This is a genomic window from Dellaglioa sp. CoH-57-MRSF-16 (genome assembly GCF_056782055.1).
On the sequence record NZ_JBXAXZ010000006.1, the window covers coordinates 15,774 to 38,765 of the forward strand.

Below are 22,992 nucleotides of genomic sequence, written 5' to 3' on the forward strand. Positions count from 1 at the left end.
TAATTTAGCAAATTTTTAAGACAATTGCAAGCGTTTTTACCTTATTTTCATGAAAATAATTTTTATATTATGAAAATTTCAATTTTTAATTGTTATGAAAATTTCAATATTTAATTGTTATGTCTTACTTATGCTATAATACAGTATACTATTGTAAAGGGAGAGATTTCATGTCACATATTGCATCTTTACAACAATGGCTTGCCAATAATGGTACTGACATTGCTTATATCAACGATCCAATGAGTATTCAATATTTTACCGGTTTTGAAAGTGATCCTATTGAGCGCGTTTTAGCTCTCTTTGTATTTCCTGATCAAGACCCATTTTTATTCACACCCGCTCTTGAAGTCGAAGCTGCCAAAGATACCGGCTGGAAATATCCCGTTTATGGTTATCTTGATCACGAAGATGCTTTCGCAATCATACAAAGTGAAATAAATAAACGTAAAAATTCACCAAAGAAATGGGCTATTGAAAAAGGCAGCCTAACAGTTGAAAGATATGATGCTATTAGTCGTATCTTCCCAAGTGCTGAATTTGTAGCTGATGCAACAAGCTTTATCGAAACACTTAAAGTAATTAAAACACCAGACGAAATTGAAAAATTAAAAATTGCTGGAAAATGGGCAGATGTTGCTTTTGAAGTTGGCTTTAACGCTCTTCAAGAAGGCAGAACTGAACAAGATGTTGTTGCAGAAATTGAATATGCAATGATGAAAAAAGGAATCATGCATATGAGCTTTGACACTATTGTTCAAAGTGGAAAAAATGCCGCTGAACCTCATGGATTTGCAAAAAAGGATCTTATCCAATCAAATGCTTTAACATTATTTGATTTAGGTGTTATCTCAGATGGTTATATTTCAGATGCTAGTCGTACTGTAGCATTCGGTAAACCAAATGAAAAAGCATTAGAAATTCACAAAGTTTGTCTTGAAGCGCAATTAAAAGCGCAATCTGCTGCTAAACCAGGTATGATTGCGGAAGATTTAGATAAAATTGCTCGTGATGTCATCGTCAAGGCTGGTTATGGTGACTACTTTATTCATCGCCTTGGTCATGGTATGGGACAAAGTGAACATGAATTCCCTTCAATTATGGAAGGAAATAAAATGGAACTTAAACCAGGTATGTGTTTCTCAATAGAACCTGGTATTTACATTCCAGGCGTTGCTGGCGTTCGTATTGAAGACTGCATTTATCTAACTGAAAACGGTAATGAACCATTTACAGTTACACCAAAAACATTAAAAACAATTGAACTACACTAATAAAAATAAAAACCCCTAAAGTTAGAAAACTTTAGGGGTTTTTATTTTTAAATATTCCATAAACTACGAGTCTTAACTAAAATAATAGGTAACCATATGCTACTCCTTTTCGAACAACATGTGGTTACCTATTATTTTAAAGTTAATTAATTCAAATAGTTCGCATTAAAAATTGTGGTACTCATTTTACTTTTATTTTTCGCCTGTCCATCCATCTGGATAAATTGTTTCAGCTTTGCCTTCTGCAGCATCAGCATCTTTAGCTTCGCCAAAAGCACTCTTGCTATCAACATAGATGTCTTCTTCAGCTAAGTCTGAAAACTCATCTGTTAAATCAGTCATTTGTTCAAATATATCGTCTGATTCCATAGCTAATTTGTTTTTCAAATCGTTCTTTGCATTAATTAATGCATCTTTAGCATTAACATACGCATCCTGGCTCATTAATAATTCACTTTTTTCAGAAAATTTATCACTTAGATTATTTTTCATTTCATCAAAATCAACCATTTTATCTTTTAAATCAATACTAGCGTCTTCAGCGTAAGCCTTATACTCTAACACGCGATCACGTACATCTAAAGCTTTTTCTTCCAAATGTTCTTTAATATCTTGTTTCGTTTTTTCAGAAATTAATTTAGAAGCTGTATACGCGGCAACCCCACCTGTAACTACCAATCCTAATAAAAATTTTTTTGACATAACAAACCCCTCCTTGTTTTAAACTTTTCTATTTTTATAAAAACTAAATGCCTTTTTACCAACATTAATGAAAGCTGAAGAATCTTTAGCCCTCTTTGACGTCGCTGAAACGTGTGTCATTAATCCTCGACTTGCATCATTCAAATCAGACACACTTTCACTCAAATCAGCAACAGCCTGAAATAAAGGATCAATTGTTGCTACTTTACCATTTACATCGTCTAATAAAATATTTGATTTTACGAGTATATTCTCAACTTCATTTGATAAGCCATCAACATCGCTGGTAATAGATGAAATACTTTTATTCACTTCTCCGAGTGTTCTCATCATTCTCATAAGAACGAAAATAATGAATAGGACTAAGACCGCGAAAGCAACAGCGGCAATTAATCCTGCAATTTGTCCACCTGTCATAATAATTCCTCCTATTTACTTACGTACATTAATTCAAAATCTACTTATAGGATAGCATTCGAACCTAAAAACTGCAATTGATAACATACGACAGTTTTGTATTTAAATTACACATTAGCCCACATGTTTGCTATGATGATATCAATAAATTAATTTAGGGGTGATCGCCATTTTAAACAATCTTTTTTTAGAGCATTTCACAAAGGACAATTTACTTTTAGGGACATTACTAAAAACCGTTACAAAACAAAGTACTTTCCTTTCACGTTACATAGCTCATATCGATTGGGATGCCATTATTAGTAACCTAGTTGAACTAGTTTTTTCTCTTGTTTTCTTTTCTTTTCTATTTATCCTTATAAATTGGATTGGAAAAAAAATCATTCGTCGGACATTTAATCAATATCGAGGATCCGATAGATATTCAACAAATAGAGTTGAAACAATCAATTCACTAACATCAAATATTTTTCACTATATTATGTTATTTTTTTATCTTTACGCTATTCTGTCGGTGCTCGGTGTTCCCGTTGGTACCTTAATTGCAGGTGCCGGAATCTTAAGTGTTGCTTTAGGTCTTGGCGCACAAGGATTCGTAACTGATGTCGTCACTGGATTCTTTATTCTTTTAGAACAACAATTCGATGTTGGAGATATCGTTAGAATTGATTCAATTGAGGGTCCTATCGTGGCTGTCGGCCTACGTACGACTCAAATTGAAGACTATGATGGTATTTTGCATTTTGTCCCAAATAGAAATATCACAATTGTCAGTAATTTATCTCGCAATAATATGCGAGCAGTTATCGATATCCGAATTGATGTCACTGACGATGTGGATAAAATCACCCATATTGTACAGAACGTTAATGAAAAGTTAGTCCCACTTCATCCCGAAATTAAAGATGGACCAAATATTTTAGGTCTAGTTGATCTTGGCAAAGGAAATTTGGTCTTTAGAGTCGTTGTGTTCACTTTAAATGGTGAACAGGCATCTACTCAACGGACATTTCTTGCCGGTTATCTAACGGCTTTAAATGATGCTCAAATACATGTCTTAAACTCACCTATCTCACTTAACTAAAAAATGACTCAATTATGAAATCATAATTGAGTCATTTTTTAGTTTCTTATTTGTTGATCTCTATCTGTCAAAAAATGGACCATTGCAAGAACACCTGCATCAATTGCAGCTTCTTTAGGCGCCAAAAATTCAGAATGTAGCGAGTAAGGACTATCTACACCCAACCAAAACATTGTTCCAGGTATTTTAGACAATAAAAATCCAAAATCTTCTCCCGTCATTGCAGGTTGTGTTTCAACAAATGAAACTTCTGGATCGTTTTTCATAAATCGAATAAAGTTTTCAGTCCTGCTATCATCATTTTCAACAGGTAGATAACCACCTTGAATGAGGTTTAATTCTACTTCGCAATCGTACATTAATGCGATACCCTCACAAATTGTTTTAACACGTTTTTGAATCAATAAATTCATTTCTTGTGTTAACGCACGAATTGTTCCATTAATCTGTGCTTCACCAGCAATAACATTACCAGTCGTTCCAGCAGTAAATTGACCCAACGTAACAACTCCAGATTGTATTGGATCGACATTTCGACTGATAATCGTTTGTAATTGCGTGACCAACTGTGCACCAGCAACTACCATGTCATTAGCCTGATGTGGGTATGCAGCATGTCCACTTTTTCCGGCTAGGTGTGCATGAATTTCACACGTACCTGCGAACAAAGTGCCTAATCGAGTTCCAATTGTTCCAGCAGGTAATTGTGGATTATCATGGAATGCATAAATTTCATCAGGCATCCACTCATCTAATAATCCACTCTCATAGAGTCGCTTACCACCACTGGCATTTTCTTCTGCTGGTTGAAAGATAAAAGTCATATTTACTGTTGGTTGATTTTCAGAAAAGTAATTTAGAATTCCGAGCGCAACCGTCATATGAATATCATGCCCACAAGCATGCATTCTACCTTCATTCCGTGATGAAAATGGCAGTCCTGTCTTTTCAGTAACAGGTAGTCCGTCAATATCAGTCCGATATCCAATTGTATACCCGCCAATAGAACCAACTACTCGAACTAAAATACCAGTTTCAACTGTTTTAATTACTATAAAACTTTGATTAAATTTTGAAATTAAGTTCAGTAGATAGGCTTGAGTTTCAAATTCTTCTAATCCAATTTCCGGAATTTGGTGTAAGTCCCGTCTGATTTTAATTAGTTCTTCAGTTGTTAAACTCATTTCTATCTGTTCCCTCGTTTCAATTTATTTCTAGATATTACGTAACTCTGCTAAAATTTCTGTTTTATCTTTTGTTTTATCATCGATATCTTTAACTTTTTTTGCGGGCATCCCTACGACTACCGTATAAGGTGCAACATCTTTAGTAACAACAGCTCCAGCACCAACAACGGCACCTTTACCAACACGAACGCCTTCAAGCACGACAACATTTCCACCAATTAAAACGTCATCTTCAATAATAACAGGTGTTGCTGAAGGTGGTTCGACAACCCCAGCAAGTACTGTTCCAGCACCAATATGACAATTATCTCCAACAATTGCACGACCACCTAAAACAGCACCCATATCAATCATTGTTCCCTTACCAATTTCAGCACCAATATTAATGATAGCGCCCATCATGATAACAGCGTTATCGCCAATTAAAACTTGATCGCGAATAACTGCACCTGGTTCAATACGTGCATTAATCTTTTTTAAATCTAATAACGGAACAGCTGAATTACGAGTTTCATTTTCAATATGAGAACTTACAATTTTTGAATTTTCATTTAGGAAAGGTTCAATATCTGCCCAATCACCAAATAAAACGCCAGCTTTATCATTTAAGTAGTCTTCTATCGTATCTGGTACATCGATTTCAACTAAATCCCCTTTAATATATACCTTAACGGGTGTTTTCTTTTTTGAAGTGCTAATAAAATTAATAATTTCGTGTGCATCTAAATTTGCCATCATCATTCTCCTAATATTTCATATTATTTATTTTCTTTCTTTAGTTTCAATATCTTGAACTATATACTCTTTTTCAAATTCATGAGCAATATGATTCATACTTTTCATAAGCTCACGACGTGTCACGATACCTGTAAAACTGCCCTCAGAAGAAACAACTGATAAAAAGGGATGGTCCACAAGTAAGTGCAAAACATTCTCAATATCGTAAGGATCTTGAATAGTGGGAATATCAGTTTCCATAACATCTTTAACACGAACTTCGTGTAATCGGCTGACATCCAATTCATCTAATCCTAACATTGTCTCAGTAATCATAGACAAGGATAACAATCCTTTAAACTTATAATCATTATCTAAAACGGGAATTTTAGCATAATGAACTTTTGTTAAAACCAATAGTGCGTGATCCAGGAAGTTATTTTCTTGTACATTAGCAACAATTTCAGCTGGAATTAAAAAGTGTTCCTGGTTTTCGGATAACATTTTTTCAATAGACTTAGCTATCATTCAATAGGTCCTCCTTCCAAACTTTTAGAACAACTCCTATTTTATAATAAATTGAACGCAGACACTAATTTTTTTTAAAAATCGAGCCAATTATTAATAAATATTTACATTTGTTCGCAATATTGGTAACATAATAAATATTGCGAACAAAAATAGGAGGATACAATGGATTATACATTAACAACAAGATTAGCTGCAGAATTTATTGGTACAGCAATTATGGTTATTTTAGGTAATGGTTCGGTGGCCAATGTCGAACTTGGGCATACAAAAGGACATGGTAGTGATTGGGCTTTAATCGCCTTCGGTTATGGATTCGGTGTTATGATTCCCGCCTTAATCTTTGGTAGTATTTCAGCAAATCATATTAATCCAGCTTTCACTTTAGGATTAGCTTTTTCTGGTTTGTTCCCATGGGGTGAAGTACTTCCCTACATGACAGTACAATTTTTAGGTGCATTCGTTGGACAAGCTATTGTTGTTGCAGCCTACAAACCTTACTATGATCAAACAACTGATCCTGAACGTATTTTAGGTACTTTCTCAACTATTGATGCCGCTCAAAGTAAATTAAATGGTTTTATTAATGAATTTGTTGGTACTTTCATTTTGATATTTGGCGCCATTGGTATTACAAAAGCACCATTTTTCTCCGATAACCTCGGAACAGCTCATCTCGGATTAGGTTTCTTAGTCCTTGTATTAGTTGCATCATTGGGTGGCGCAACTGGCCCAGCCCTAAACCCAGCTCGTGATCTTGCTCCACGTTTACTACATCAACTATTACCTCTTAAAAATAAAGGTAACTCACAATGGGATTATAGTTGGGTCCCAGTCGTTGCACCAATTGCAGCCGGCATTTGTGCCGTTTTCCTATACAAATCACTTTTTATGCTAGCTTAAATTTTAAAAACCTCTAAACGATAAAATTCGTTTAGAGGTTTTTTTTCGCTATTTACGTTTAAACTCGCAAGTTAATTCTGGTATTAATTTATGCTGTCTAGTGAAATATGAGACGTGAACATTTTTTTCGTTTGCTTCTACTATCGCATATGTTCCACCAATCCCTTGATACATCCCTCTAGGAAGACTAATGCTCCCAGGATTTAAAATTAATACGCCATCGTCAGTCATCTCACATCCTAATTCATGAGTATGTCCAAAAAATACGAATTTAGCATGATTAGCCTTAGCTTTTAATTCAAGTGTGAACAGTCCTGTTTTAACGTTAGTCAGATGCCCGTGAGAGAGATAGATAGTTTCCCCGCTCACAATTTCAACTAATTCTTCTGGAAAATTCATATCAAAATCCATGTTTCCTAGGACACCATCAAATTTATTAAAAAGCGGATCATTTGCTTCTAATTCTGAATCGCCACAATGAAAAAATACATCAACTTGATTTTTATTATGTACTAAAATAGATTCTAATATATCACGATCTCCATGACTATCACTCACAACTAAGCACTTCATCTTATTTTTCCCACCAATCATTAAAATTTGACATTAACTTGACGGTTGCACGACCGCGATGACTAATTTTATTTTTTTCTACTTCAGTCAGTTCAGCCATAGACTTATATAATTCAGGTACATAAAAAAGTGAGTCATAACCAAATCCGTTATCTCCACGTGGTATACCCAAAATTTCTCCAGCCACTTCACCGTCTACAACTAGTGACTCGTTACCAGGTTTTGCAAAAACTAACGTTGTATGGAAATTTGCAGTCCTTTTGTCTTTCGGCACGTCAGTCATTTCATGTAATAATTTCGCATTATTCGCAGCGTCATTATGGTCCTCAGCAAAACGAGCAGAAAATATACCTGGTCGACCATCTAAGGCGTCCACCATTAAACCAGAATCATCTGCTAAAACAGGTAATTGTGTTAATTGTGAAATTGTTTCTGCCTTTAATCTTGCATTCTCTTCAAATGTTTTCCCAGTTTCTTCAACATCTGGTAATTCAGGATAGTCCAACAACGTAGTAACTTTAAATCCTAGTGGATTAAAAAAACGTTTAAATTCAGTCGCTTTTCCTTCATTTTTAGTTGCAATTAAAATCACATCTTTTTGATTCTCAATATGTTCATTTTGAATTAAAATGGTTTTCTTCTGCGAATTACCCATTAATTCTGATAATCCTGACATTGCTCCACCTAAAAGTTGCGTTAATTTGTCACCAAGTAAATCAGCATTAGATTTTTCAAAATTCAATTGTAAAAAAGCCCCTGATTCATTTTGAACAATTAATAAATGACTATCGGCTGTTTCCTCTTCTTCACTTGTTAAATCAGCAAATAACTCATCATGAATGAAACCAACATTAATCGCTGAAAATGGTTTTAATTTTTGACCGTTACTCTTTAACAATAAATTTTGAATTGCTACATAACTCGCATTAATAACTGTTGCAATAATATCCCCATCAGCTTGCATGATTTGTACTTGTAAATTAAATCCAGTATCTTTTAATGTTTCTGCCAAGGCCGTCTTAAGCGATGATAAAATCAATTCAATTTTGACATTGCTTTGAGCACTCAACCACTGATTAACGTCTACTTTCAATTCACCAATGTTATCTGTTTCGTTAACTAAAATTGTTACCTTAGTCAAGCCCAACTGGTATTCAATCGCACTATCGACTTCCTTAAGACTTAATTTTGTAATTGAGACTGGTCTAACTTCTAAATTATCTCGATTCTCATTTTTACGCATGTTAGTCTCCCTGTCCTAAATGAATTGTTTTAGAATTTATATTTTCTAATCCTAACCAACCTGATGCAATTTCGTTAAAATCATTCGCATCACCCGTCGTAAAAAATTCATGTTCAATTTTTGCTTCACTTTTAGCCGCAATATTAAAATAATCTAAGATAGTTGAAACATCGTTAACTGTTTCAGCTCCTGAATCAATCAACGTTACTTTATCACCAACCGCATTTTGAATAAAAGGTCTGAGTAATGGATAGTGAGTACAGCCCATGACTAGTGTATCAATGTTTTTATCATCAAAAAAAGCTAACGTTTCATTAACAACTCGTTCAGCGATTTCTGATTCGTATTGATCACTCTCGACAATTGGGACGAACTTTGGACAAGGTAAGCTCGTCACAAATAAATTAGGATTTTTTTCATGTAACGTATTACTATATGCGCTACTTTTAATCGTACCTTCCGTCCCAATAACGCCTACTCTTTGGTTTTTAGATGACTTAATTGCCGCTCTACTTCCTGGTTTTATAACACCAATCACTGGGATTGCTAATTTTTCTCGTAAATCATCCAAGGCAGCAGCCGTTGCTGTATTACAAGCAATCACTAACATTTTTATCCCTTTACTTAACAAAAAAGATGTCATATCCCAAGTGAATTCTAAAACTTGTTCTGAGGGCCGAGGTCCATATGGCATTCTAGCTGTATCACCTAAATAGTATATTTTTTCGTTTGGTAATTGTTTAAGTGCTTCTTTTACAACTGTTAATCCACCAACACCTGAATCAATAAATCCAATTGCTTGATTATTCATTTTCTAACCTCTTTTTCGATTACTTATCAATCTTAATTATGACTTGTCTTTACTCAAAATTCAAGTCTAGTCATTTAACATTAATTTATGAAAAATCAATATCATCTAATCTTAAATAACGGTATAATACTTGTATATTATATATCCAGAGGGAGATCCATATGAAACCAAATTTGATTGAAAATTTATTATCAGCTGACAACAATGATACATTCGCATATGAACTTATTCGCGATAGTTTAATACCAGAAGTAATTGGTACGGATACAACAATTTTATACTGGGTTGGTAAAAAAATGGCCCGTAATGCTAACCTCGCTAATATTGCAGACCTTATTACCTTTTTTGAAAAGGCAAATTGGGGTACTCTTGAAGTGGTTAAAGAAAAAAAAGACAAGCAAACTTGGTTACTATCTGGTAATATTGTTACCTTCAGACAGAATCAGATTAAGTCTGCTGATTTTAACCTAGAAGCTGGGTTTATTGCTGAAACTATCCAAATTCAAAGTGGTTTCACATCAGAAACAATAATTGAAAATCAAAATAATAAATCCGGTGTTTCAATTATTGTTCAAACTGATTTAAAAGATCCTAATATGACAGAACCAACTGACCAATTTCACTTCAAAGTACCAACTGAAACTGAATAATTATCGAATAGATAATTAAAAAGAGCTGACTTTAAAAGTCAGCTCTTTTTAATTACTAAATATATTGTGCTAAAACTTCTTTAACCTGATCTTTTGAATGATAACCGACGATTGTATCAACAACTTCGCCATCTTTTTTAATCATTAAAGTTGGAATACTCATGATACCAAAAGATTGTGCTGTTGCTGGATTTTGATCAATATCCATTTTAGAAAATTTTACTTTATCGCCCATTTCTTGTTCTAAATCTTCAATAGCTGGCGATTGCATACGACAAGGACCACACCATGTTGCCCAAAAATCTGTCAATGTTACACCTGAATCTGTTACTTTTTCAAATTCTTTATCTGTAATTGCTTGTACCATTTGAATTCCCCCTTTTATTATTTATGTGACCATCATATCAAAGAAAATAATACCACGCCACATTTTTGCTTACAAAAAGTAAACGTTACTTGAATTCTACGATAGTTGCGCCATTTCCACCAGCATTGGGTGCTGCAAATTCAAATGACTTAACATGACGATTTGATTTCAAATAATCTGTTATTCCAGTTCTTAAGGCTCCAGTCCCTTTACCATGAACAATAGTAACAGAAGCATATCCAGCAAGTAAAACAGAATCAATATACTGATCAACTTGGCTCATTGCATCATCATAGCGCTGTCCACGAAGATCAAGCGATGTTGAAACGCTTGTTGAAGCCGCATTTTTAAAAATGGTTCTATCCTTTTTATCATTCTCGATATGAACTTTTTGAAGGTCGTTTTCATTAATTTTCATTTTTAGAATACCAAGTTGAACTTCCCACTCTGTCTTACTCATTTTTTTAACTAAAACACCTTGTTGACCATAAGTTTTAACTAAGACATCGTCGTTCACATGGAATTCTTGTTTATTTTTAGCTCGTTGTAGGACCTTATTTTTCTTCAAAGCATTTGTTGGTTGATGCATTTGTGATAATTGTGATTTTGCATCAATTAATTCATGTTCTTTAACAGCTTGTCCTTGAAGCATCTGCATTTGGCGAATTTCTTTTATTATTTTATCTGCATTTATTTCTGCTTCTGCCACGATTTCATTAGCTTTTCCCTTAGCCTTATCCGTCATTGACTCTCTTTGCGCAACAAACTCGGCATACTGTTTAGCTAGGTCATCATGTAATTTCGTTGAATCTTCTAGTTGTGCTTTTAATGCCAGTGTCTCATCTTCTGCCTTTTTTCGCTTACTCATTAAGTCAGAAATCATTTCATTCAAATCTTGGCTATCTTGATTGGTCAAGTTTTGCGCTTGATCAACAACATTTGACGCTAACCCAATTTTACGAGAAATATCAAACGCATTACTACGACCAGGTATTCCAATTAATAATCGATAAGTTGGTTGTAACGTTTCACTATCAAATTCCATACTAGCATTAATTGTTCCAGCACGATTAAACCCATACGCTTTTAATTCGGGATAATGTGTTGTAGCAACTGTATAACTACCTTTTTCTCCAACAGCATCAAGAATTGCAATCGCCAAAGCTGCACCTTCTTGTGGATCCGTTCCAGCTCCTAATTCATCAAATAAAACTAATGAATGTTCGTTAATATTAGCTAAAATAGAAACGATATTAGTCATATGAGCAGAAAATGTACTTAAGCTCTGTTCAATCGATTGTTCATCCCCAATATCTGCAAAGATATCTTCAAAAATACCAATACGACTACCTTCATTTGTTGGAATATTTAAACCTGATTGTCCCATCATCTGAATTAAGCCTAATGTTTTTAACGTAATTGTTTTACCACCGGTATTAGGTCCCGTAACAACAATTGCTTGATAATCTTTTCCTAACATAATATCGTTAGCAACTACTTTTTTACTATCCAATAAAGGATGACGTGCTTGTCTTAAAAAAATGTCATTTTCAACACTAATTGCTGGTTCAGTTGCTTTAATTGAGCTTGCATATTGTGCCTTTGCATTAACAAAATCGAAATGTCCTAAAATATAAGCATTTTCTAAAATTTCTGCTGTAAAAGGTGCAACTAATTCAGATAACTCTGCCAAAATACGACGTTCTTCATCTGCTTGAGCAAGTTGCTGTTCGCGTAAATGATTATTCATCTCGACAATTGCTTGCGGTTCAATAAATAAGGTCTGTCCTGTTGCACTTTGGTCATGAACAGCGCCACCAAATTGACCACGATATTCTGCCTTAACAGGGATAACGTAACGTTCATTTCTAATTGTAATTAATGTTTCACTTAAATATTTAGCACTTTTACCACGCGTAAATTCTTGTAGTTTAGCTCTAATGGCACTTTCCGAGCGTAAAATATTTTGTCGAATATTATGCAATACTGGTGAAGCCTCATCAGTAATGTGACCATCATTTTCAATTGACTGATTCAACCTACGATTAATTTCAGGTAGATTTTCAAGCTTTTCTATCCATTCAAATAATCTCGTTAATTCAATTTCAGAATCTGCTAAATCTTTAAAAAATAATTTAACCTCATTAGTCGTTCGTAGTACACGACCAACAGCAGATAGCTCTTTACCATTCAAAGAAGCTCCCATATCTAACCGTTTCATATGTGGCTTAACGTTGACTAATTGTGGTAAAGGAATGCCACCGCGGAGTCGCAATATCTTCACAGCATCTTGTGTTTCGTCTAAATCCTTTTGGATTTTTTCGAGATTAGTCATCGGCTCTAATGCCTTAACTTCTTCTTGTCCAGATTCAGTAGATATAAATGTTTGAATTTGTTGTTTAACTTTTTGATATTCTAATGTCTTTAATCCTTTTTCGTTCATACTTTAATTCTCCTAACATTTAATCTGTAGATGATGTATTTGTAATGAACATCTTTTTAGCTATTGTTGGCGTATCTGTTAGTATTTTTTGAGCAACCGTCGATTCTAAAACAGCTTCATTAACTTTTTGATTAGGCCAAGCCGACAAAATAATTAACCCAATAAAAATAAAAACAAACATCAGTATAACCGATAGAACCCCACCAATTAGTGAATTCACCTGATGAATAACTGGTAATTTTGTAACAGAATTTATTACTCTAATAATACCTCTAATGAGTATACCGCCAACCACAAATAAAGCCGCAAATACAATCATCGAATAAAAGTTAGTCTGAAGATGGTTCGTAATAGATGTCTTATCAGTTTCCATAATTTTAGGGAAACGTTCTCCCAACCAAATAGTAACAGGATTTGTTAAAACTTTAGCAAATAAATAGATAGCGATAAATCCTACAATTCTCAAAAGCGTTAATACTAATCCTTTTCTATAACCGTTAAAAAATGACACAATTAATAAAAAGATAACAATTAAAGAAACTGTCATAATATTACTCCTTTACTTGTGTTTCACCATTAATTTCATTTAATTTTTCTTGTAATTTAATTTGATCTGAAACTGCGTTGATAGCTACTAATATCGCTACTTGTTCATCATCTATTTCAGGTAGCATGTCCTTCACTGATTGAAATTCATTTTTCACCAATGTTGCTACGGCGTCCATGTGTGTGTCTGATTCTGATCCAATAATTGTATACACTTTTTTACCGATTTTAGTCTTATATCTATTCTTTTGATTTTCCAATGAACACCCTCCTTACATTTAATCATTTAAAAATAATTTTACCACGAATTGATCAAAAGAGATATGTGTATCATAGTCCATAATATATAATTTAAAACAAAATAAAAAAGTTAAACCAATTTGGCTCAACTTTTTAAATAATCTTCTATTGCATACTTTCATCTGAAAGGAAGGTATTCAATACTTCTTCTACCATATCCCATTCATCATCGTCTTCGATTGGTTCTAAATCACTTTCAGTTGCTTCACCATTCTCATTAGGACTAAATGAGTAAGCTTGAATTTCAACCTCTTCATCAGCTTCTGAGCCAAGTGGATAAAGCATAATATATGATTTATTGTAATCATCAGATTCAAAGGTAAACAGAACTTCAAAAAGTGTTTCATTACCGTTATCATCTACTAATGTAATCTGTTGGTTTTCTTCTTCATTATTCATATTGTGACCTCACTTTATTCTTTAGTTAATTTGCCTTTACCATCTAAATAATTCTGTAAAATTAGGCTTGCAGCAAGTTTATCAATAACTTTTTTTCTTTTTTTTCTTGATGTATCGGCCTGTTCAACAAGCATACGTTCTGCCTCAACAGTTGTCAACCGTTCATCTTGAAAATCAATTGGCAAGCCAAAAGTTTCAACTAATAACTCGCCGTACTTTTGCGCAGCTTCAGCACGAGGGCCTAATGAGTTGTTCATATTTTTGGGTAAGCCGAGTACAAAGCCAGTTACTTCATACTCTGTAACCAATTCTTTGACACGTTCAATACCAAAGTCACTTCTGTCTTCATTAATACGAATAATTTCAACGCCTTGGGCAGTCCATCCTAATAAATCGCTCATTGAAACGCCGACCGTTCTTGAACCAATATCCAAGCCCATTAATCTCATTTAATTTCCTACTTTTCTTCTGTATTTAAGTAATTTTTAACTAACTCTTCAACAATTTCATCGCGTTCATATTTTCTAATTAAATTACGTGCGTCATTAAATCTAGGAATATAAGCAGGATCGCCCGATAACAAATAGCCAACAATCTGGTTAATAGGGTTGTACCCTTTTTCTTCTAATGATTGGTAAACAGTTACCAATGTATCGTGGACATCTTTTTTATTATTTTCGTCAAAATTAAAGAACATTGTTTTATCTAATGAACTCATAACGTGGCACCCCCATCAATTTATTAACCTAGCTCTATTCTACTAAAAAAAGGACCATTCGACAATCAAAACAAGCTGATGTAATCAAGCCGTAATATAATAAAGAGTATTTATCTATTTATTATTAGATAAATACTCCTTTAATTATTATTTGGTTTGATTATTTAACCAATTTGCTGCTTCTTTGATTGCATCAGCTAAACCTGCTGGATTTTTACCACCTGCTTGAGCTAAGTCTGGTCGGCCACCGCCACCACCGCCAACAAGTGGCGCAATCGTCTTAATTAAATCGCCCGCTTTTAATCCTGATTTAATGCCATCAGCACTAACTGCCGTAATTAAATTAACTTTACCGTCATCACTTGTTGTTCCAATAGCCAAAACATCTGATAATTCTTGGGTTTTCCATTGGTCAGCCAATTGACGTAATTGAGACATCCCTGAAACTGAAACTTTTGCTGCAATTAACGTTTTACCATTAATTTCTTGTTTATTTTTGAAAACATCCCCAGCTTGTTGGCTAGCAATTTTATCTTCAAATGCTTGAATTTGTTGTTCACTTACTTTTAATGCACTTTGTAATTGTTCAATTTTATTTGAAACTTCTACGACTTTATTTACTTTTACTTGTTGTGCTACTGTTTCTAAGAGTTCGTTACGTCCGTTTAAGAAATCAAAAGCTTCTTTAGAAGTTACTGCTTCAATACGACGAACGCCGGCACCAACACCTGATTCAGAAATAATTTTAAATAAGCCGATTTCACTCGTATTTGAAACGTGCGTACCACCACAGAATTCAATTGAATAATCGCCAATTTTCACAACCCGCACAATTTTTCCATATTTTTCTGAGAATAAAGCAATGGCACCCATATTTTTAGCAGAATCAATATCTGTTTCAACAGTTTCAACAGCTAACTCAGCCCAAATCTTATCGTTAACAATCTTTTCAACTTGTTTTAACTGTTTCTCTGAAACGGAACCAATATTTGTAAAATCAAACCGTAGATAAGTGGGTTCGACTAATGACCCAGCTTGATGTGTATGTTCGCCCAGAACATCTCGCAATGCTTGATCAAGTAAATGTGTCGCCGTATGATTTTTTTCAACTTTTTTATGGAAATCTTGATTAATTTCTAGTGTCACTAATTGGTCTTTTTTCATTGCTGCAAGAACTTTAATGGCGTGTAAATTTTGTCCATTAGGTGCATGTTGAACTTCTTCAACTTCAGCAATAACATTGCCTTCTGTATCTTTGATAGTTCCTTTATCAGCAACTTGTCCACCCATTTCAGCGTAAAATGGTGTTTTTGAAAAAATAACTTGAGCGTTATCACCTGGTTTTATGTTATCTACTAACTCGTTATCCACAATTAAATCAACCACTTTGGCGTCATCCACATTAGCTTGTGTATAACCAACATATTCACTAATTGTTTTAATATCTGTTAACATCCCATTTTGAACACCCATTGATTTAGCATTACTACGTGCAGCACGAGCACGATCCTTCTGCTGTTGCATTTCAGCGTTAAACCCTACTTGATCTACAGATAATCCTTCATCTTCGGCATATTCTTTCGTTAATTCAAATGGAAAACCATAAGTATCGTACAATTTAAAGACACCAGCACCAGTTAGCTCTACTTTATTTTCTTTTTTAGTCGTTAAAATAAGATTATTTAATAACTGTAATCCATCTTTTAATGTTTCATTAAATCGTTCTTCTTCAGAACGAACAATTTTAGAAATATACTCTGATTGTTCTAAAACTTCCGGATAATAATCCTTCATAATATTACCAACAACAGGTACAAGTTGCGTTAAAAATGATCCTTCTATCCCTAATTTTTGTCCATGCATCACTGCACGACGAATTAATCGACGAATAACATAGCCACGTCCTTCATTAGAAGGTAAAGCGCCATCACCAATGGCAAATGAAATTGCACGCGCATGATCTGCAATAACCTTAAATGAAATATCATCTTGGGCATTATCATCATATTTTTTATTATTACTCATTTTTTCAGTTGCATCAATTAAGGGTAAGAATAAATCTGTTTCAAAATTAGTTTTTGCATTTTGGAAAATCGAAACAACACGTTCTAAACCCATCCCCGTATCAATATTTTGATGAGGTAGTGGTTCATAGTTATTTTCAGGTGTGTGATTAAATTCAGAGAACACGATATTCCAAACTTCTAGATAACGTTCATTTTCGCCACCAGGATAATTTTCGTCATCATCCTCAGCTAAGTTATTAAAACTTTGTCCACGATCATAAAAAATTTCTGTATCAGGTCCACTAGGTCCTTGTCCAATATCCCAAAAGTTATCTTCTACTTCTACTAGATGATCCTTTGGTAACTTAACTTCTTCTAACCAGATACGTTTTGCTTCCAAATCTTTTGGGTAAACAGTAACGTATAGTTTTTCAGCATCAAATGCGAACCATTTTTCACTTGTTAATAATTCCCAAGCCCAATTAATTGCTTCTGGTTTAAAATAATCCCCAATTGAGAAATTACCCAACATTTCGAATAACGTATGATGACGTGCTGTCTTACCAACATTCTCGATATCATTCGTACGAATACTTTTTTGGGCATTCGTAATTCTAGGATTTTCTGGTACAACTGATCCATCAAAATATTTTTTTAAAGTTGCAACACCGGAATTAATCCACAGTAATGTGGGATCATCCACAGGTAGTAATGAGGCACTAGGTTCAATTGTATGGCCTTTTTCTTTAAAGAAATCTAAATACATTTGGCGTATTTCAGTACTTGTCATTTTTTTCATAAGTGTGACTTCCCTTCTATTTTTAAGCAAAAAACACCGCTGCGAGTAAGGACGCTTATAGCGCGGTACCACCTTACTTGCAACGATGTTTTAGTCGTTTACCTCTTAAACTCGATAACGTTGAGTGGACGTCATTCTATTAATACTTAACACAAGGCAGCTTTTTTAAATAATCATTTCTCTCAGCAAATGAAATGTTTCTGTTAGGCTATTTAAATTTATCCCTGTTTCTAATAAAAATTATATTGAAATCGACTCAAATTGTCAAATTAAGCTTACGACTCTTTACGATTTTGTTTTCTGTTAACGCGACGATCCATTTGATCTTTACGTTTAATTGCTTTTTGAATCTTTTTCTTATATCCAGGTTTACGTTTTTTCTTCTCTTTTTTAACCATTCCTTTGATTACTGGAGCTAAAGGATCTTTGGTTTGTTTACGATTTTCACGGCGATTACGATCATAAGAATCAACGATTTCACCTTTTTTAATATCTTTAGGTGCAAATTTAATCCCCATTGCTTCTAACTCAGCAATTTTATTTTCTTCATTTGGTTCATATAACGTCATCGCAATACCACTCAAACCGTTACGACCAGTACGTCCAACACGATGAATGAAGAATTCTAAATCATTTGGAATATCATCATTGATGACATGTGAAACACCCTCAATATCAATTCCACGCGCTGCCAAATCAGTTGCGACAACATATTGAAAATCTAAATTTTGAACTTCTTTCATGACACGTTTTCGTTCACGAGCTGGCACATCACCATGAATTTTAGCAACTTTTAAATTCTTACCACGTAAATACTCAACAATTTCATCAACACGTGTTTTTGTATTTGCAAAAATAAGTGCGATATATGGTTGTCCCATCGTAATTAATTGATAAATAACTTCATTACGATCATGACCCTTCGTTGGAATAATCCAGTTTTCAATCGTATCACTAATAACTGATTTAGCTGCAATTTCTTCAACTACTGGGTTCTTCATGTATTTCTTTAAAAATGGTTGTAATTTTTGTGGAATAGTTGCTGAAAACACCATCATTTGAAGATCAGAAGGTAATGCAGATGCAATTTGATCAGTTTCTTTCAAAAACCCTAAATCAAGTGTCATATCTGCTTCATCTACAACTAAAGTTGATGCATTATGAATATCTAAAGCGTTACTGCTCATTAAATCAGCAATACGTCCAGGTGTCCCAATGACAATTTGTGGTTGTCTTCTACTTAATTTATCGATTTGACGCTGTTTATCTGTCCCACCAACATAATTTTGAATATGAATAGGTTCGGGACTAAATTCTGCCAATTGCTTAGCAGCTTCATAAATTTGGTAAGCAAGTTCACGACTTGGTGTCGTAATAACTGCTTGAACCGTATTATTTGAAGGATCAAGTTGATTAAAGATTGGTAATAGGAAAGTATGTGTTTTACCACTACCCGTTTGTGATTGACCTACAACGCTTTTACCCTTTAAAACAACTGGTATTAAGCGTTGTTGAACTTCTGTTGGTACATTAAAATGAATTGCTTCAATCGCTTTTAAAAGATACGATTTCAATCCAAAATTTTTAAAATTTTCTGGCATTTTATTCTCCCGTATATGTCTTAGCTAAATCATCAAGTGATTTAACTATTTCTTCGTACTCTGCTTGGTCTTTAGCTCTTGCACCACTGGCCATGGGATGTCCACCACCATCATGCTCTTTTGCTAACTGATTGATTACAGGACCTTTTGATCGTAATCGAACGCGATAGCTACCATCCTTTTGCTGCACAAAAATTGCCCAACATTGAACTTCAATAATTTTACCTGGTAAAGGTACAATTTGAGATGAACCAGCATCGCCCAACTCTATTGAATCTAGATAGTCATGTGTCAATATGACATATGCTGCTTTATGTTCTGTAATAACTAAATTATCATATACATATCCTGATAACTTAGCGACACCTGCGGTAATATTGTCCATTTTTTGGTTTATTTTAGTAGTTGAAAAATGATAAGTCATTAATTCAGCAACCACTTGCATCGTATGTGCAGTTGTTGCTGAATACATGAATCGACCTGTATCGCCAACAATTCCGGCGTATAACATCCTAGCCGCATCATCAGTAACTACAAGTTCTCCACCAACGCCATCAACTAAATCCATAACTAATTCAGAACTACTTGATGCATTTGTTTTCACCCAAACTAAATCACCATAAACGTCTTCATTGGGATGATGATCCAATTTAATTAGGTAGGCACCACTTGTATATCGATCATCTTCAACTCTTGGACGATTAGCCGTATCAATCACGATGACGAGTGCATTATTATACGTCTCATCAGAAATTTCATCTTGGTCACTAATCCATACTAATCCAGCTGAGGGCGCACCAACTTGATAAACCTTTTTGTCAGGAAAACTAGCACGAATAATTGCTGCTAACCCCGATTGAGATCCAATTGCATCAGGGTCTGGACTTTGATGACGATGAATAATAATCGTATCAAATTGTTTAATTTTTTTTAAAATTTCTAACTCAATTTTCACTTAAATGACTCCTTCTTAGAACTCAAATGGAATATCAATCTCGGGAATAATCCCCACACCATCATTCAATAATTGAACAAATTCAACTGGATTTTGTTCAATTTTGGTAAACGTATTGTAATGAATTGGAACAACCTTTTTTGCCTGTACAAATTCAGCTGCAATTGCAGCATCTTCTAAACCCATTGTATAAGTATCACCAATCGGTAAAAATGCTAAATCAACAGGTTCCATATGATTAACTAACTTCATATCTGAAAATAAAGCCGTATCTCCTGCATGATACAAGACTTTCCCATCAATATGCAATTCAAACCCTGCAGCTACACCTAATGTTCTCGCTGTACCATCAATTACCAAGGCAGCAGTATGCCACGCGGGAATAAGTTTTACTGAACCGAAAGGTAATTTAAGCTGACCACCAAAATTTAAAGGCTCAACAATTAAACCCTCATCTTCAAAATAATTAGCTAGTTCATTGATTGTAACGACTTTAGCCCCTGATTTTTTTGCTAACTCAATTGTATCACCCACATGATCGTAGTGTGCATGCGTCACTAAAATATAATCTGGATTTAATTCGTCAATAGTCGTTTTAACTAACGGATTATCTTTAATGAATGGATCAATTAAGATCGTCAACTTATCGTCAGTAACAATTTGAATACTAGATTGTCCAAGCCATGTAATTTTCATGTTTAGTCTTCTTTCGTTTCCAAAGTTGCTCTTAAGTATAACGGTTATTGAGGCCAATTACAAAGGCTGTTTTGTGTCTTTTTTCCCAAATAATGGTAGTTTCATATTTTCAAAACCAATTGGTGCTAAATTTGTCATCGTTAATCCAAGTAACCTAATTCCCTTTTCTGCACCCAATATATCGTCAAAAATCTGTCGTCCATAAAAATAAATAGTTGCTGCATCATTACGAATAAATTCTTCCAATGTTAATCTTTTTGTTAGCGTCGTAAAATCCTGATAGCGAACTTTAATGACTAACGTTTTCCCATGTTTTTGTTGTTTACTCAACGTTTCTGAAACTAAATGTGCAATATACCTAAGTTGTGTTTCAACTTCATCCGTTGTCATCAATAACTTCCCGTATGTTCGCTCGCTACCAATCGATTTTCTCTCTCTTTGCCACTCGACTGGACGATCATCAACACCTCGTACTCGTTTATATAAGAAGTACCCTAATTTACCAAATTGTTGAATTAATTCAACTTCAGATTTTTCTAATAATTCTTTTCCAGTAAGGATACCTTGATTAATCATTTTTGGTTCTGTTTTTTTTCCAACGCCTCTAAATTTACCAATTGGCAATTCAGATAAAAAAGGAATGACATCTTCTGGCAGAATTAATGTCATTCCAGCTGGTTTATTGTAATCGGACGCTAGTTTTGCTAAAAATTTATTATAAGAAACACCCGTTGAACAGGTTAAATGTAATTTTTGATAGATTTCTCTTTGAATCATGTGCGCTGCTTGAATAGCACTTTTAATTTCTTTTTTATTCTGTGTAATATCAAGATAGGCTTCATCAAATGCAATTGGCTCAATCATTTCTGTATATTCATGAAATATTTCATGAAGCTGTCTTGAAACTTCTTTATATAGTGTGAAATCAGGCGATTTAAAAATAGCTTTAGGACAAATTTCATAAGCTTCTTGGGCTGCCATAGCAGAATGGATACCTAATTTTCTTGCCTCATAATTTGCTGTAGCAACAACACCACGACCACCATTTTTTCTAGGATCCTGGGCAATAACTAATGGTTGTCCAATAAATTCAGGATGTTCACGCTCTTCAATTGACGCATAAAAAGCATCCATATCGACATGGATAATTTTTCTTTTTAATAAATTATCGTCTATTGTAATACCATTTAATTCAGCCATTAGTCCCACATCCTTTTCATGCAATTTTACACGAACGCACGTTCCTTTTCAAATTAATTGCTCTTTATTGTCCATTAAGATATAAAAATACCTCATTATCGTTAAACTTATGTTTAACAATTATGAGGTACTTCATATTATTCACCTATAACAGAATTATCCTTATTTAATTTAAAAATTTTACCTTCTACATTAAGATTATCTTTAATAGACTTTTGTAATTGTAACATTGCCTCATCAATAATTTCATTCTGTTCTTTATTGACAGATTCCATTACCATAACAGCATTTTTTGTATCATCTGTTAACATTGTTCTTTTACCATCTCGCCAATTTAAGCATCTGCAAACTGCTCCATCATCATCATAATATAAAACTTCACCAAGCAGAGCTGGTTCATTTTTATCATCACCTAAAGGATAAAAAGCTTCTCCACCTTTAGCAACACCTAAATGAAGATCTCCTTTGATAGCATCTGTATCTTCACCACCAACAGGTACACCATACTCTAATGAAATACTATTGTACAGGTCAACAAGCGGATTTATTGAACCCACACCTTTACCCTGATCAACTCGTTTAAGTAAAGCTTCAATTGATGAACGAGCACCTTTTTTCTTCTTAAAATTTTGGTATGCTTCACGCCAATTAGCCACGACTAAATTGTCTTTGAATGATTCATTTGTTAAATATTTTTGAGCTTTATCCCCAGCTTGTTCAAGCATGTTATCATAAAAATCGGTTTGATTTTCTTTAGGATGATTATCTATATCTTTTAAAAGCATAATATTAATTTGTGCATCTGGAAAGATGTTCCAAAAATCTTCATCTATAATAATTTTATTCATCATTACTCTCCTTATAAATTTATAC

25 protein-coding genes are annotated in these 22,992 nt (G+C 34.0%); 4 read left to right on the forward strand and 21 right to left on the reverse strand.

The genetic code is table 11. The features are described 5' to 3' along the window. The first annotated feature begins 170 nt into the window (after positions 1 to 170). Positions 171 to 1,274, forward strand: coding sequence for a M24 family metallopeptidase (locus tag AC1RPH_RS06475; protein ID WP_481761823.1), 1,104 nt, complete (start codon positions 171 to 173; stop codon positions 1,272 to 1,274). Between the two features lie 192 nt (positions 1,275 to 1,466). On the opposite strand, the gene AC1RPH_RS06480 is transcribed toward AC1RPH_RS06475, so the two are convergent. Beyond that, complete coding sequence (locus AC1RPH_RS06480) at positions 1,467 to 1,976, reverse strand: hypothetical protein (protein ID WP_409022765.1); 510 nt, start codon at positions 1,974 to 1,976, stop codon at positions 1,467 to 1,469. 18 nt (positions 1,977 to 1,994) lie between these two features. Then, on the reverse strand, positions 1,995 to 2,393 hold the full coding sequence (locus AC1RPH_RS06485; protein ID WP_481761824.1) for a DUF948 domain-containing protein: 399 nt from the start codon (positions 2,391 to 2,393) through the stop codon (positions 1,995 to 1,997). A 163-nt stretch (positions 2,394 to 2,556) separates the two neighbouring features. Between AC1RPH_RS06485 and AC1RPH_RS06490 the strand changes: the two genes are divergently transcribed. Then, complete coding sequence (locus tag AC1RPH_RS06490) at positions 2,557 to 3,477, forward strand: mechanosensitive ion channel family protein (RefSeq protein ID WP_481761862.1); 921 nt, start codon at positions 2,557 to 2,559, stop codon at positions 3,475 to 3,477. 38 nt (positions 3,478 to 3,515) lie between these two features. Here AC1RPH_RS06490 and AC1RPH_RS06495 read toward each other — a convergent pair whose 3' ends face one another. From AC1RPH_RS06495 to cbpB, 3 genes are read right to left on the reverse strand one after another with little or no spacing between them, the layout of a single operon-like run. Further along, positions 3,516 to 4,661, reverse strand: coding sequence for an N-acetyldiaminopimelate deacetylase (locus AC1RPH_RS06495; RefSeq protein ID WP_481761825.1), 1,146 nt, complete (start codon positions 4,659 to 4,661; stop codon positions 3,516 to 3,518). A gap of 30 nt (positions 4,662 to 4,691) precedes the next feature. Next, positions 4,692 to 5,399 carry a 2,3,4,5-tetrahydropyridine-2,6-dicarboxylate N-acetyltransferase gene (gene dapD, locus AC1RPH_RS06500; RefSeq protein ID WP_481761826.1) on the reverse strand — a complete coding sequence of 236 codons (708 nt, stop codon included), beginning with the start codon at positions 5,397 to 5,399 and terminating at the stop codon, positions 4,692 to 4,694. 27 nt (positions 5,400 to 5,426) lie between these two features. Beyond that, positions 5,427 to 5,909 (reverse strand): cyclic-di-AMP-binding protein CbpB, encoded by a 483-nt coding sequence (cbpB, locus tag AC1RPH_RS06505; protein WP_481761827.1) that lies wholly within the window; start codon positions 5,907 to 5,909, stop codon positions 5,427 to 5,429. A 165-nt stretch (positions 5,910 to 6,074) separates the two neighbouring features. Between cbpB and AC1RPH_RS06510 the strand changes: the two genes are divergently transcribed. Next, a complete protein-coding gene (locus AC1RPH_RS06510) occupies positions 6,075 to 6,812 on the forward strand; it encodes an MIP/aquaporin family protein (protein ID WP_409022771.1) in 738 nt (245 codons plus the stop codon). A 48-nt stretch (positions 6,813 to 6,860) separates the two neighbouring features. On the opposite strand, the gene AC1RPH_RS06515 is transcribed toward AC1RPH_RS06510, so the two are convergent. From AC1RPH_RS06515 to racE, 3 genes are read right to left on the reverse strand one after another with little or no spacing between them, the layout of a single operon-like run. Next, positions 6,861 to 7,406 carry a YfcE family phosphodiesterase gene (locus AC1RPH_RS06515; protein ID WP_481761828.1) on the reverse strand — a complete coding sequence of 182 codons (546 nt, stop codon included), beginning with the start codon at positions 7,404 to 7,406 and terminating at the stop codon, positions 6,861 to 6,863. Continuing rightward, a complete protein-coding gene (locus AC1RPH_RS06520) occupies positions 7,387 to 8,628 on the reverse strand; it encodes an XTP/dITP diphosphatase (protein ID WP_481761829.1) in 1,242 nt (413 codons plus the stop codon). The genes AC1RPH_RS06515 and AC1RPH_RS06520 overlap by 20 nt, the downstream gene beginning before the upstream one ends. Before the next feature lies 1 nt (position 8,629). Continuing rightward, on the reverse strand, positions 8,630 to 9,439 hold the full coding sequence (gene racE / locus AC1RPH_RS06525; protein WP_481761830.1) for a glutamate racemase: 810 nt from the start codon (positions 9,437 to 9,439) through the stop codon (positions 8,630 to 8,632). 161 nt (positions 9,440 to 9,600) lie between these two features. On the opposite strand from racE, the gene AC1RPH_RS06530 reads away from it, so the two are divergent. Then, entirely contained in the window at positions 9,601 to 10,089 is a 489-nt protein-coding gene (locus AC1RPH_RS06530; RefSeq protein WP_481761831.1) for a YslB family protein, read from the forward strand. A gap of 55 nt (positions 10,090 to 10,144) precedes the next feature. On the opposite strand, the gene trxA is transcribed toward AC1RPH_RS06530, so the two are convergent. The 13 genes from trxA to AC1RPH_RS06595 all read right to left on the reverse strand — a co-directional run bounded on the left by trxA (position 10,145) and on the right by AC1RPH_RS06595 (position 22,967). Next, complete coding sequence (gene trxA, locus AC1RPH_RS06535; protein ID WP_409022776.1) at positions 10,145 to 10,456, reverse strand: thioredoxin; 312 nt, start codon at positions 10,454 to 10,456, stop codon at positions 10,145 to 10,147. An 85-nt stretch (positions 10,457 to 10,541) separates the two neighbouring features. Continuing rightward, on the reverse strand, positions 10,542 to 12,899 hold the full coding sequence (locus tag AC1RPH_RS06540) for an endonuclease MutS2 (protein WP_481761832.1): 2,358 nt from the start codon (positions 12,897 to 12,899) through the stop codon (positions 10,542 to 10,544). 19 nt (positions 12,900 to 12,918) lie between these two features. After that, a complete protein-coding gene (locus AC1RPH_RS06545) occupies positions 12,919 to 13,446 on the reverse strand; it encodes a CvpA family protein (protein ID WP_481761833.1) in 528 nt (175 codons plus the stop codon). A gap of 4 nt (positions 13,447 to 13,450) precedes the next feature. Further along, positions 13,451 to 13,705, reverse strand: a complete 255-nt coding sequence (gene zapA, locus AC1RPH_RS06550; RefSeq protein ID WP_481761834.1) for a cell division protein ZapA — start codon at positions 13,703 to 13,705, stop codon at positions 13,451 to 13,453. A 145-nt stretch (positions 13,706 to 13,850) separates the two neighbouring features. After that, positions 13,851 to 14,144, reverse strand: a complete 294-nt coding sequence (locus tag AC1RPH_RS06555; RefSeq protein ID WP_409022780.1) for a DUF1292 domain-containing protein — start codon at positions 14,142 to 14,144, stop codon at positions 13,851 to 13,853. Between the two features lie 14 nt (positions 14,145 to 14,158). Beyond that, positions 14,159 to 14,593 (reverse strand): Holliday junction resolvase RuvX, encoded by a 435-nt coding sequence (gene ruvX, locus AC1RPH_RS06560; protein WP_409021430.1) that lies wholly within the window; start codon positions 14,591 to 14,593, stop codon positions 14,159 to 14,161. A gap of 8 nt (positions 14,594 to 14,601) precedes the next feature. Beyond that, complete coding sequence (locus tag AC1RPH_RS06565) at positions 14,602 to 14,862, reverse strand: IreB family regulatory phosphoprotein (RefSeq protein WP_481761835.1); 261 nt, start codon at positions 14,860 to 14,862, stop codon at positions 14,602 to 14,604. A gap of 147 nt (positions 14,863 to 15,009) precedes the next feature. After that, positions 15,010 to 17,667 (reverse strand): alanine--tRNA ligase, encoded by a 2,658-nt coding sequence (gene alaS, locus AC1RPH_RS06570; RefSeq protein ID WP_481761836.1) that lies wholly within the window; start codon positions 17,665 to 17,667, stop codon positions 15,010 to 15,012. A 275-nt stretch (positions 17,668 to 17,942) separates the two neighbouring features. Further along, positions 17,943 to 19,268 (reverse strand): DEAD/DEAH box helicase, encoded by a 1,326-nt coding sequence (locus AC1RPH_RS06575; protein WP_409021433.1) that lies wholly within the window; start codon positions 19,266 to 19,268, stop codon positions 17,943 to 17,945. 1 nt (position 19,269) lies between these two features. Continuing rightward, entirely contained in the window at positions 19,270 to 20,223 is a 954-nt protein-coding gene (locus tag AC1RPH_RS06580) for a DHH family phosphoesterase (protein WP_481761837.1), read from the reverse strand. Between the two features lie 15 nt (positions 20,224 to 20,238). Beyond that, positions 20,239 to 20,919 carry a metal-dependent hydrolase gene (locus tag AC1RPH_RS06585; protein ID WP_481761838.1) on the reverse strand — a complete coding sequence of 227 codons (681 nt, stop codon included), beginning with the start codon at positions 20,917 to 20,919 and terminating at the stop codon, positions 20,239 to 20,241. Positions 20,920 to 20,976: 57 nt separating this feature from the next. Next, positions 20,977 to 22,119: a DNA polymerase IV gene (dinB, locus tag AC1RPH_RS06590; RefSeq protein WP_481761839.1), complete on the reverse strand. Its 1,143-nt coding sequence runs from the start codon at positions 22,117 to 22,119 to the stop codon at positions 20,977 to 20,979. A gap of 137 nt (positions 22,120 to 22,256) precedes the next feature. Beyond that, positions 22,257 to 22,967, reverse strand: a complete 711-nt coding sequence (locus AC1RPH_RS06595) for a B3/B4 domain-containing protein (RefSeq protein WP_481761840.1) — start codon at positions 22,965 to 22,967, stop codon at positions 22,257 to 22,259. Positions 22,968 to 22,992: the final 25 nt, after the last annotated feature.

What these genes read in the sequence shown, in the direction of transcription:
- AC1RPH_RS06475 (WP_481761823.1), top strand. Translation starts at nt 171, where the DNA reads ATGTCACATATTGCATCTTTACAACAATGGCTTGCCAATAATGGTACT.
- AC1RPH_RS06480 (WP_409022765.1), bottom strand. Translation starts at nt 1,976, where the DNA reads ATGTCAAAAAAATTTTTATTAGGATTGGTAGTTACAGGTGGGGTTGCC.
- AC1RPH_RS06485 (WP_481761824.1), bottom strand. Translation starts at nt 2,393, where the DNA reads ATGACAGGTGGACAAATTGCAGGATTAATTGCCGCTGTTGCTTTCGCG.
- AC1RPH_RS06495 (WP_481761825.1), bottom strand. Translation starts at nt 4,661, where the DNA reads ATGAGTTTAACAACTGAAGAACTAATTAAAATCAGACGGGACTTACAC.
- dapD (WP_481761826.1), bottom strand. Translation starts at nt 5,399, where the DNA reads ATGGCAAATTTAGATGCACACGAAATTATTAATTTTATTAGCACTTCA.
- cbpB (WP_481761827.1), bottom strand. Translation starts at nt 5,909, where the DNA reads ATGATAGCTAAGTCTATTGAAAAAATGTTATCCGAAAACCAGGAACAC.
- AC1RPH_RS06510 (WP_409022771.1), top strand. Translation starts at nt 6,075, where the DNA reads ATGGATTATACATTAACAACAAGATTAGCTGCAGAATTTATTGGTACA.
- AC1RPH_RS06515 (WP_481761828.1), bottom strand. Translation starts at nt 7,406, where the DNA reads ATGATTGGTGGGAAAAATAAGATGAAGTGCTTAGTTGTGAGTGATAGT.
- AC1RPH_RS06520 (WP_481761829.1), bottom strand. Translation starts at nt 8,628, where the DNA reads ATGCGTAAAAATGAGAATCGAGATAATTTAGAAGTTAGACCAGTCTCA.
- racE (WP_481761830.1), bottom strand. Translation starts at nt 9,439, where the DNA reads ATGAATAATCAAGCAATTGGATTTATTGATTCAGGTGTTGGTGGATTA.
- AC1RPH_RS06530 (WP_481761831.1), top strand. Translation starts at nt 9,601, where the DNA reads ATGAAACCAAATTTGATTGAAAATTTATTATCAGCTGACAACAATGAT.
- trxA (WP_409022776.1), bottom strand. Translation starts at nt 10,456, where the DNA reads ATGGTACAAGCAATTACAGATAAAGAATTTGAAAAAGTAACAGATTCA.
- AC1RPH_RS06540 (WP_481761832.1), bottom strand. Translation starts at nt 12,899, where the DNA reads ATGAACGAAAAAGGATTAAAGACATTAGAATATCAAAAAGTTAAACAA.
- AC1RPH_RS06545 (WP_481761833.1), bottom strand. Translation starts at nt 13,446, where the DNA reads ATGACAGTTTCTTTAATTGTTATCTTTTTATTAATTGTGTCATTTTTT.
- AC1RPH_RS06555 (WP_409022780.1), bottom strand. Translation starts at nt 14,144, where the DNA reads ATGAATAATGAAGAAGAAAACCAACAGATTACATTAGTAGATGATAAC.
- ruvX (WP_409021430.1), bottom strand. Translation starts at nt 14,593, where the DNA reads ATGAGATTAATGGGCTTGGATATTGGTTCAAGAACGGTCGGCGTTTCA.
- AC1RPH_RS06565 (WP_481761835.1), bottom strand. Translation starts at nt 14,862, where the DNA reads ATGAGTTCATTAGATAAAACAATGTTCTTTAATTTTGACGAAAATAAT.
- alaS (WP_481761836.1), bottom strand. Translation starts at nt 17,667, where the DNA reads ATGAAAAAAATGACAAGTACTGAAATACGCCAAATGTATTTAGATTTC.
- AC1RPH_RS06575 (WP_409021433.1), bottom strand. Translation starts at nt 19,268, where the DNA reads ATGCCAGAAAATTTTAAAAATTTTGGATTGAAATCGTATCTTTTAAAA.
- AC1RPH_RS06585 (WP_481761838.1), bottom strand. Translation starts at nt 20,919, where the DNA reads ATGAAAATTACATGGCTTGGACAATCTAGTATTCAAATTGTTACTGAC.
- dinB (WP_481761839.1), bottom strand. Translation starts at nt 22,119, where the DNA reads ATGGCTGAATTAAATGGTATTACAATAGACGATAATTTATTAAAAAGA.
- AC1RPH_RS06595 (WP_481761840.1), bottom strand. Translation starts at nt 22,967, where the DNA reads ATGAATAAAATTATTATAGATGAAGATTTTTGGAACATCTTTCCAGAT.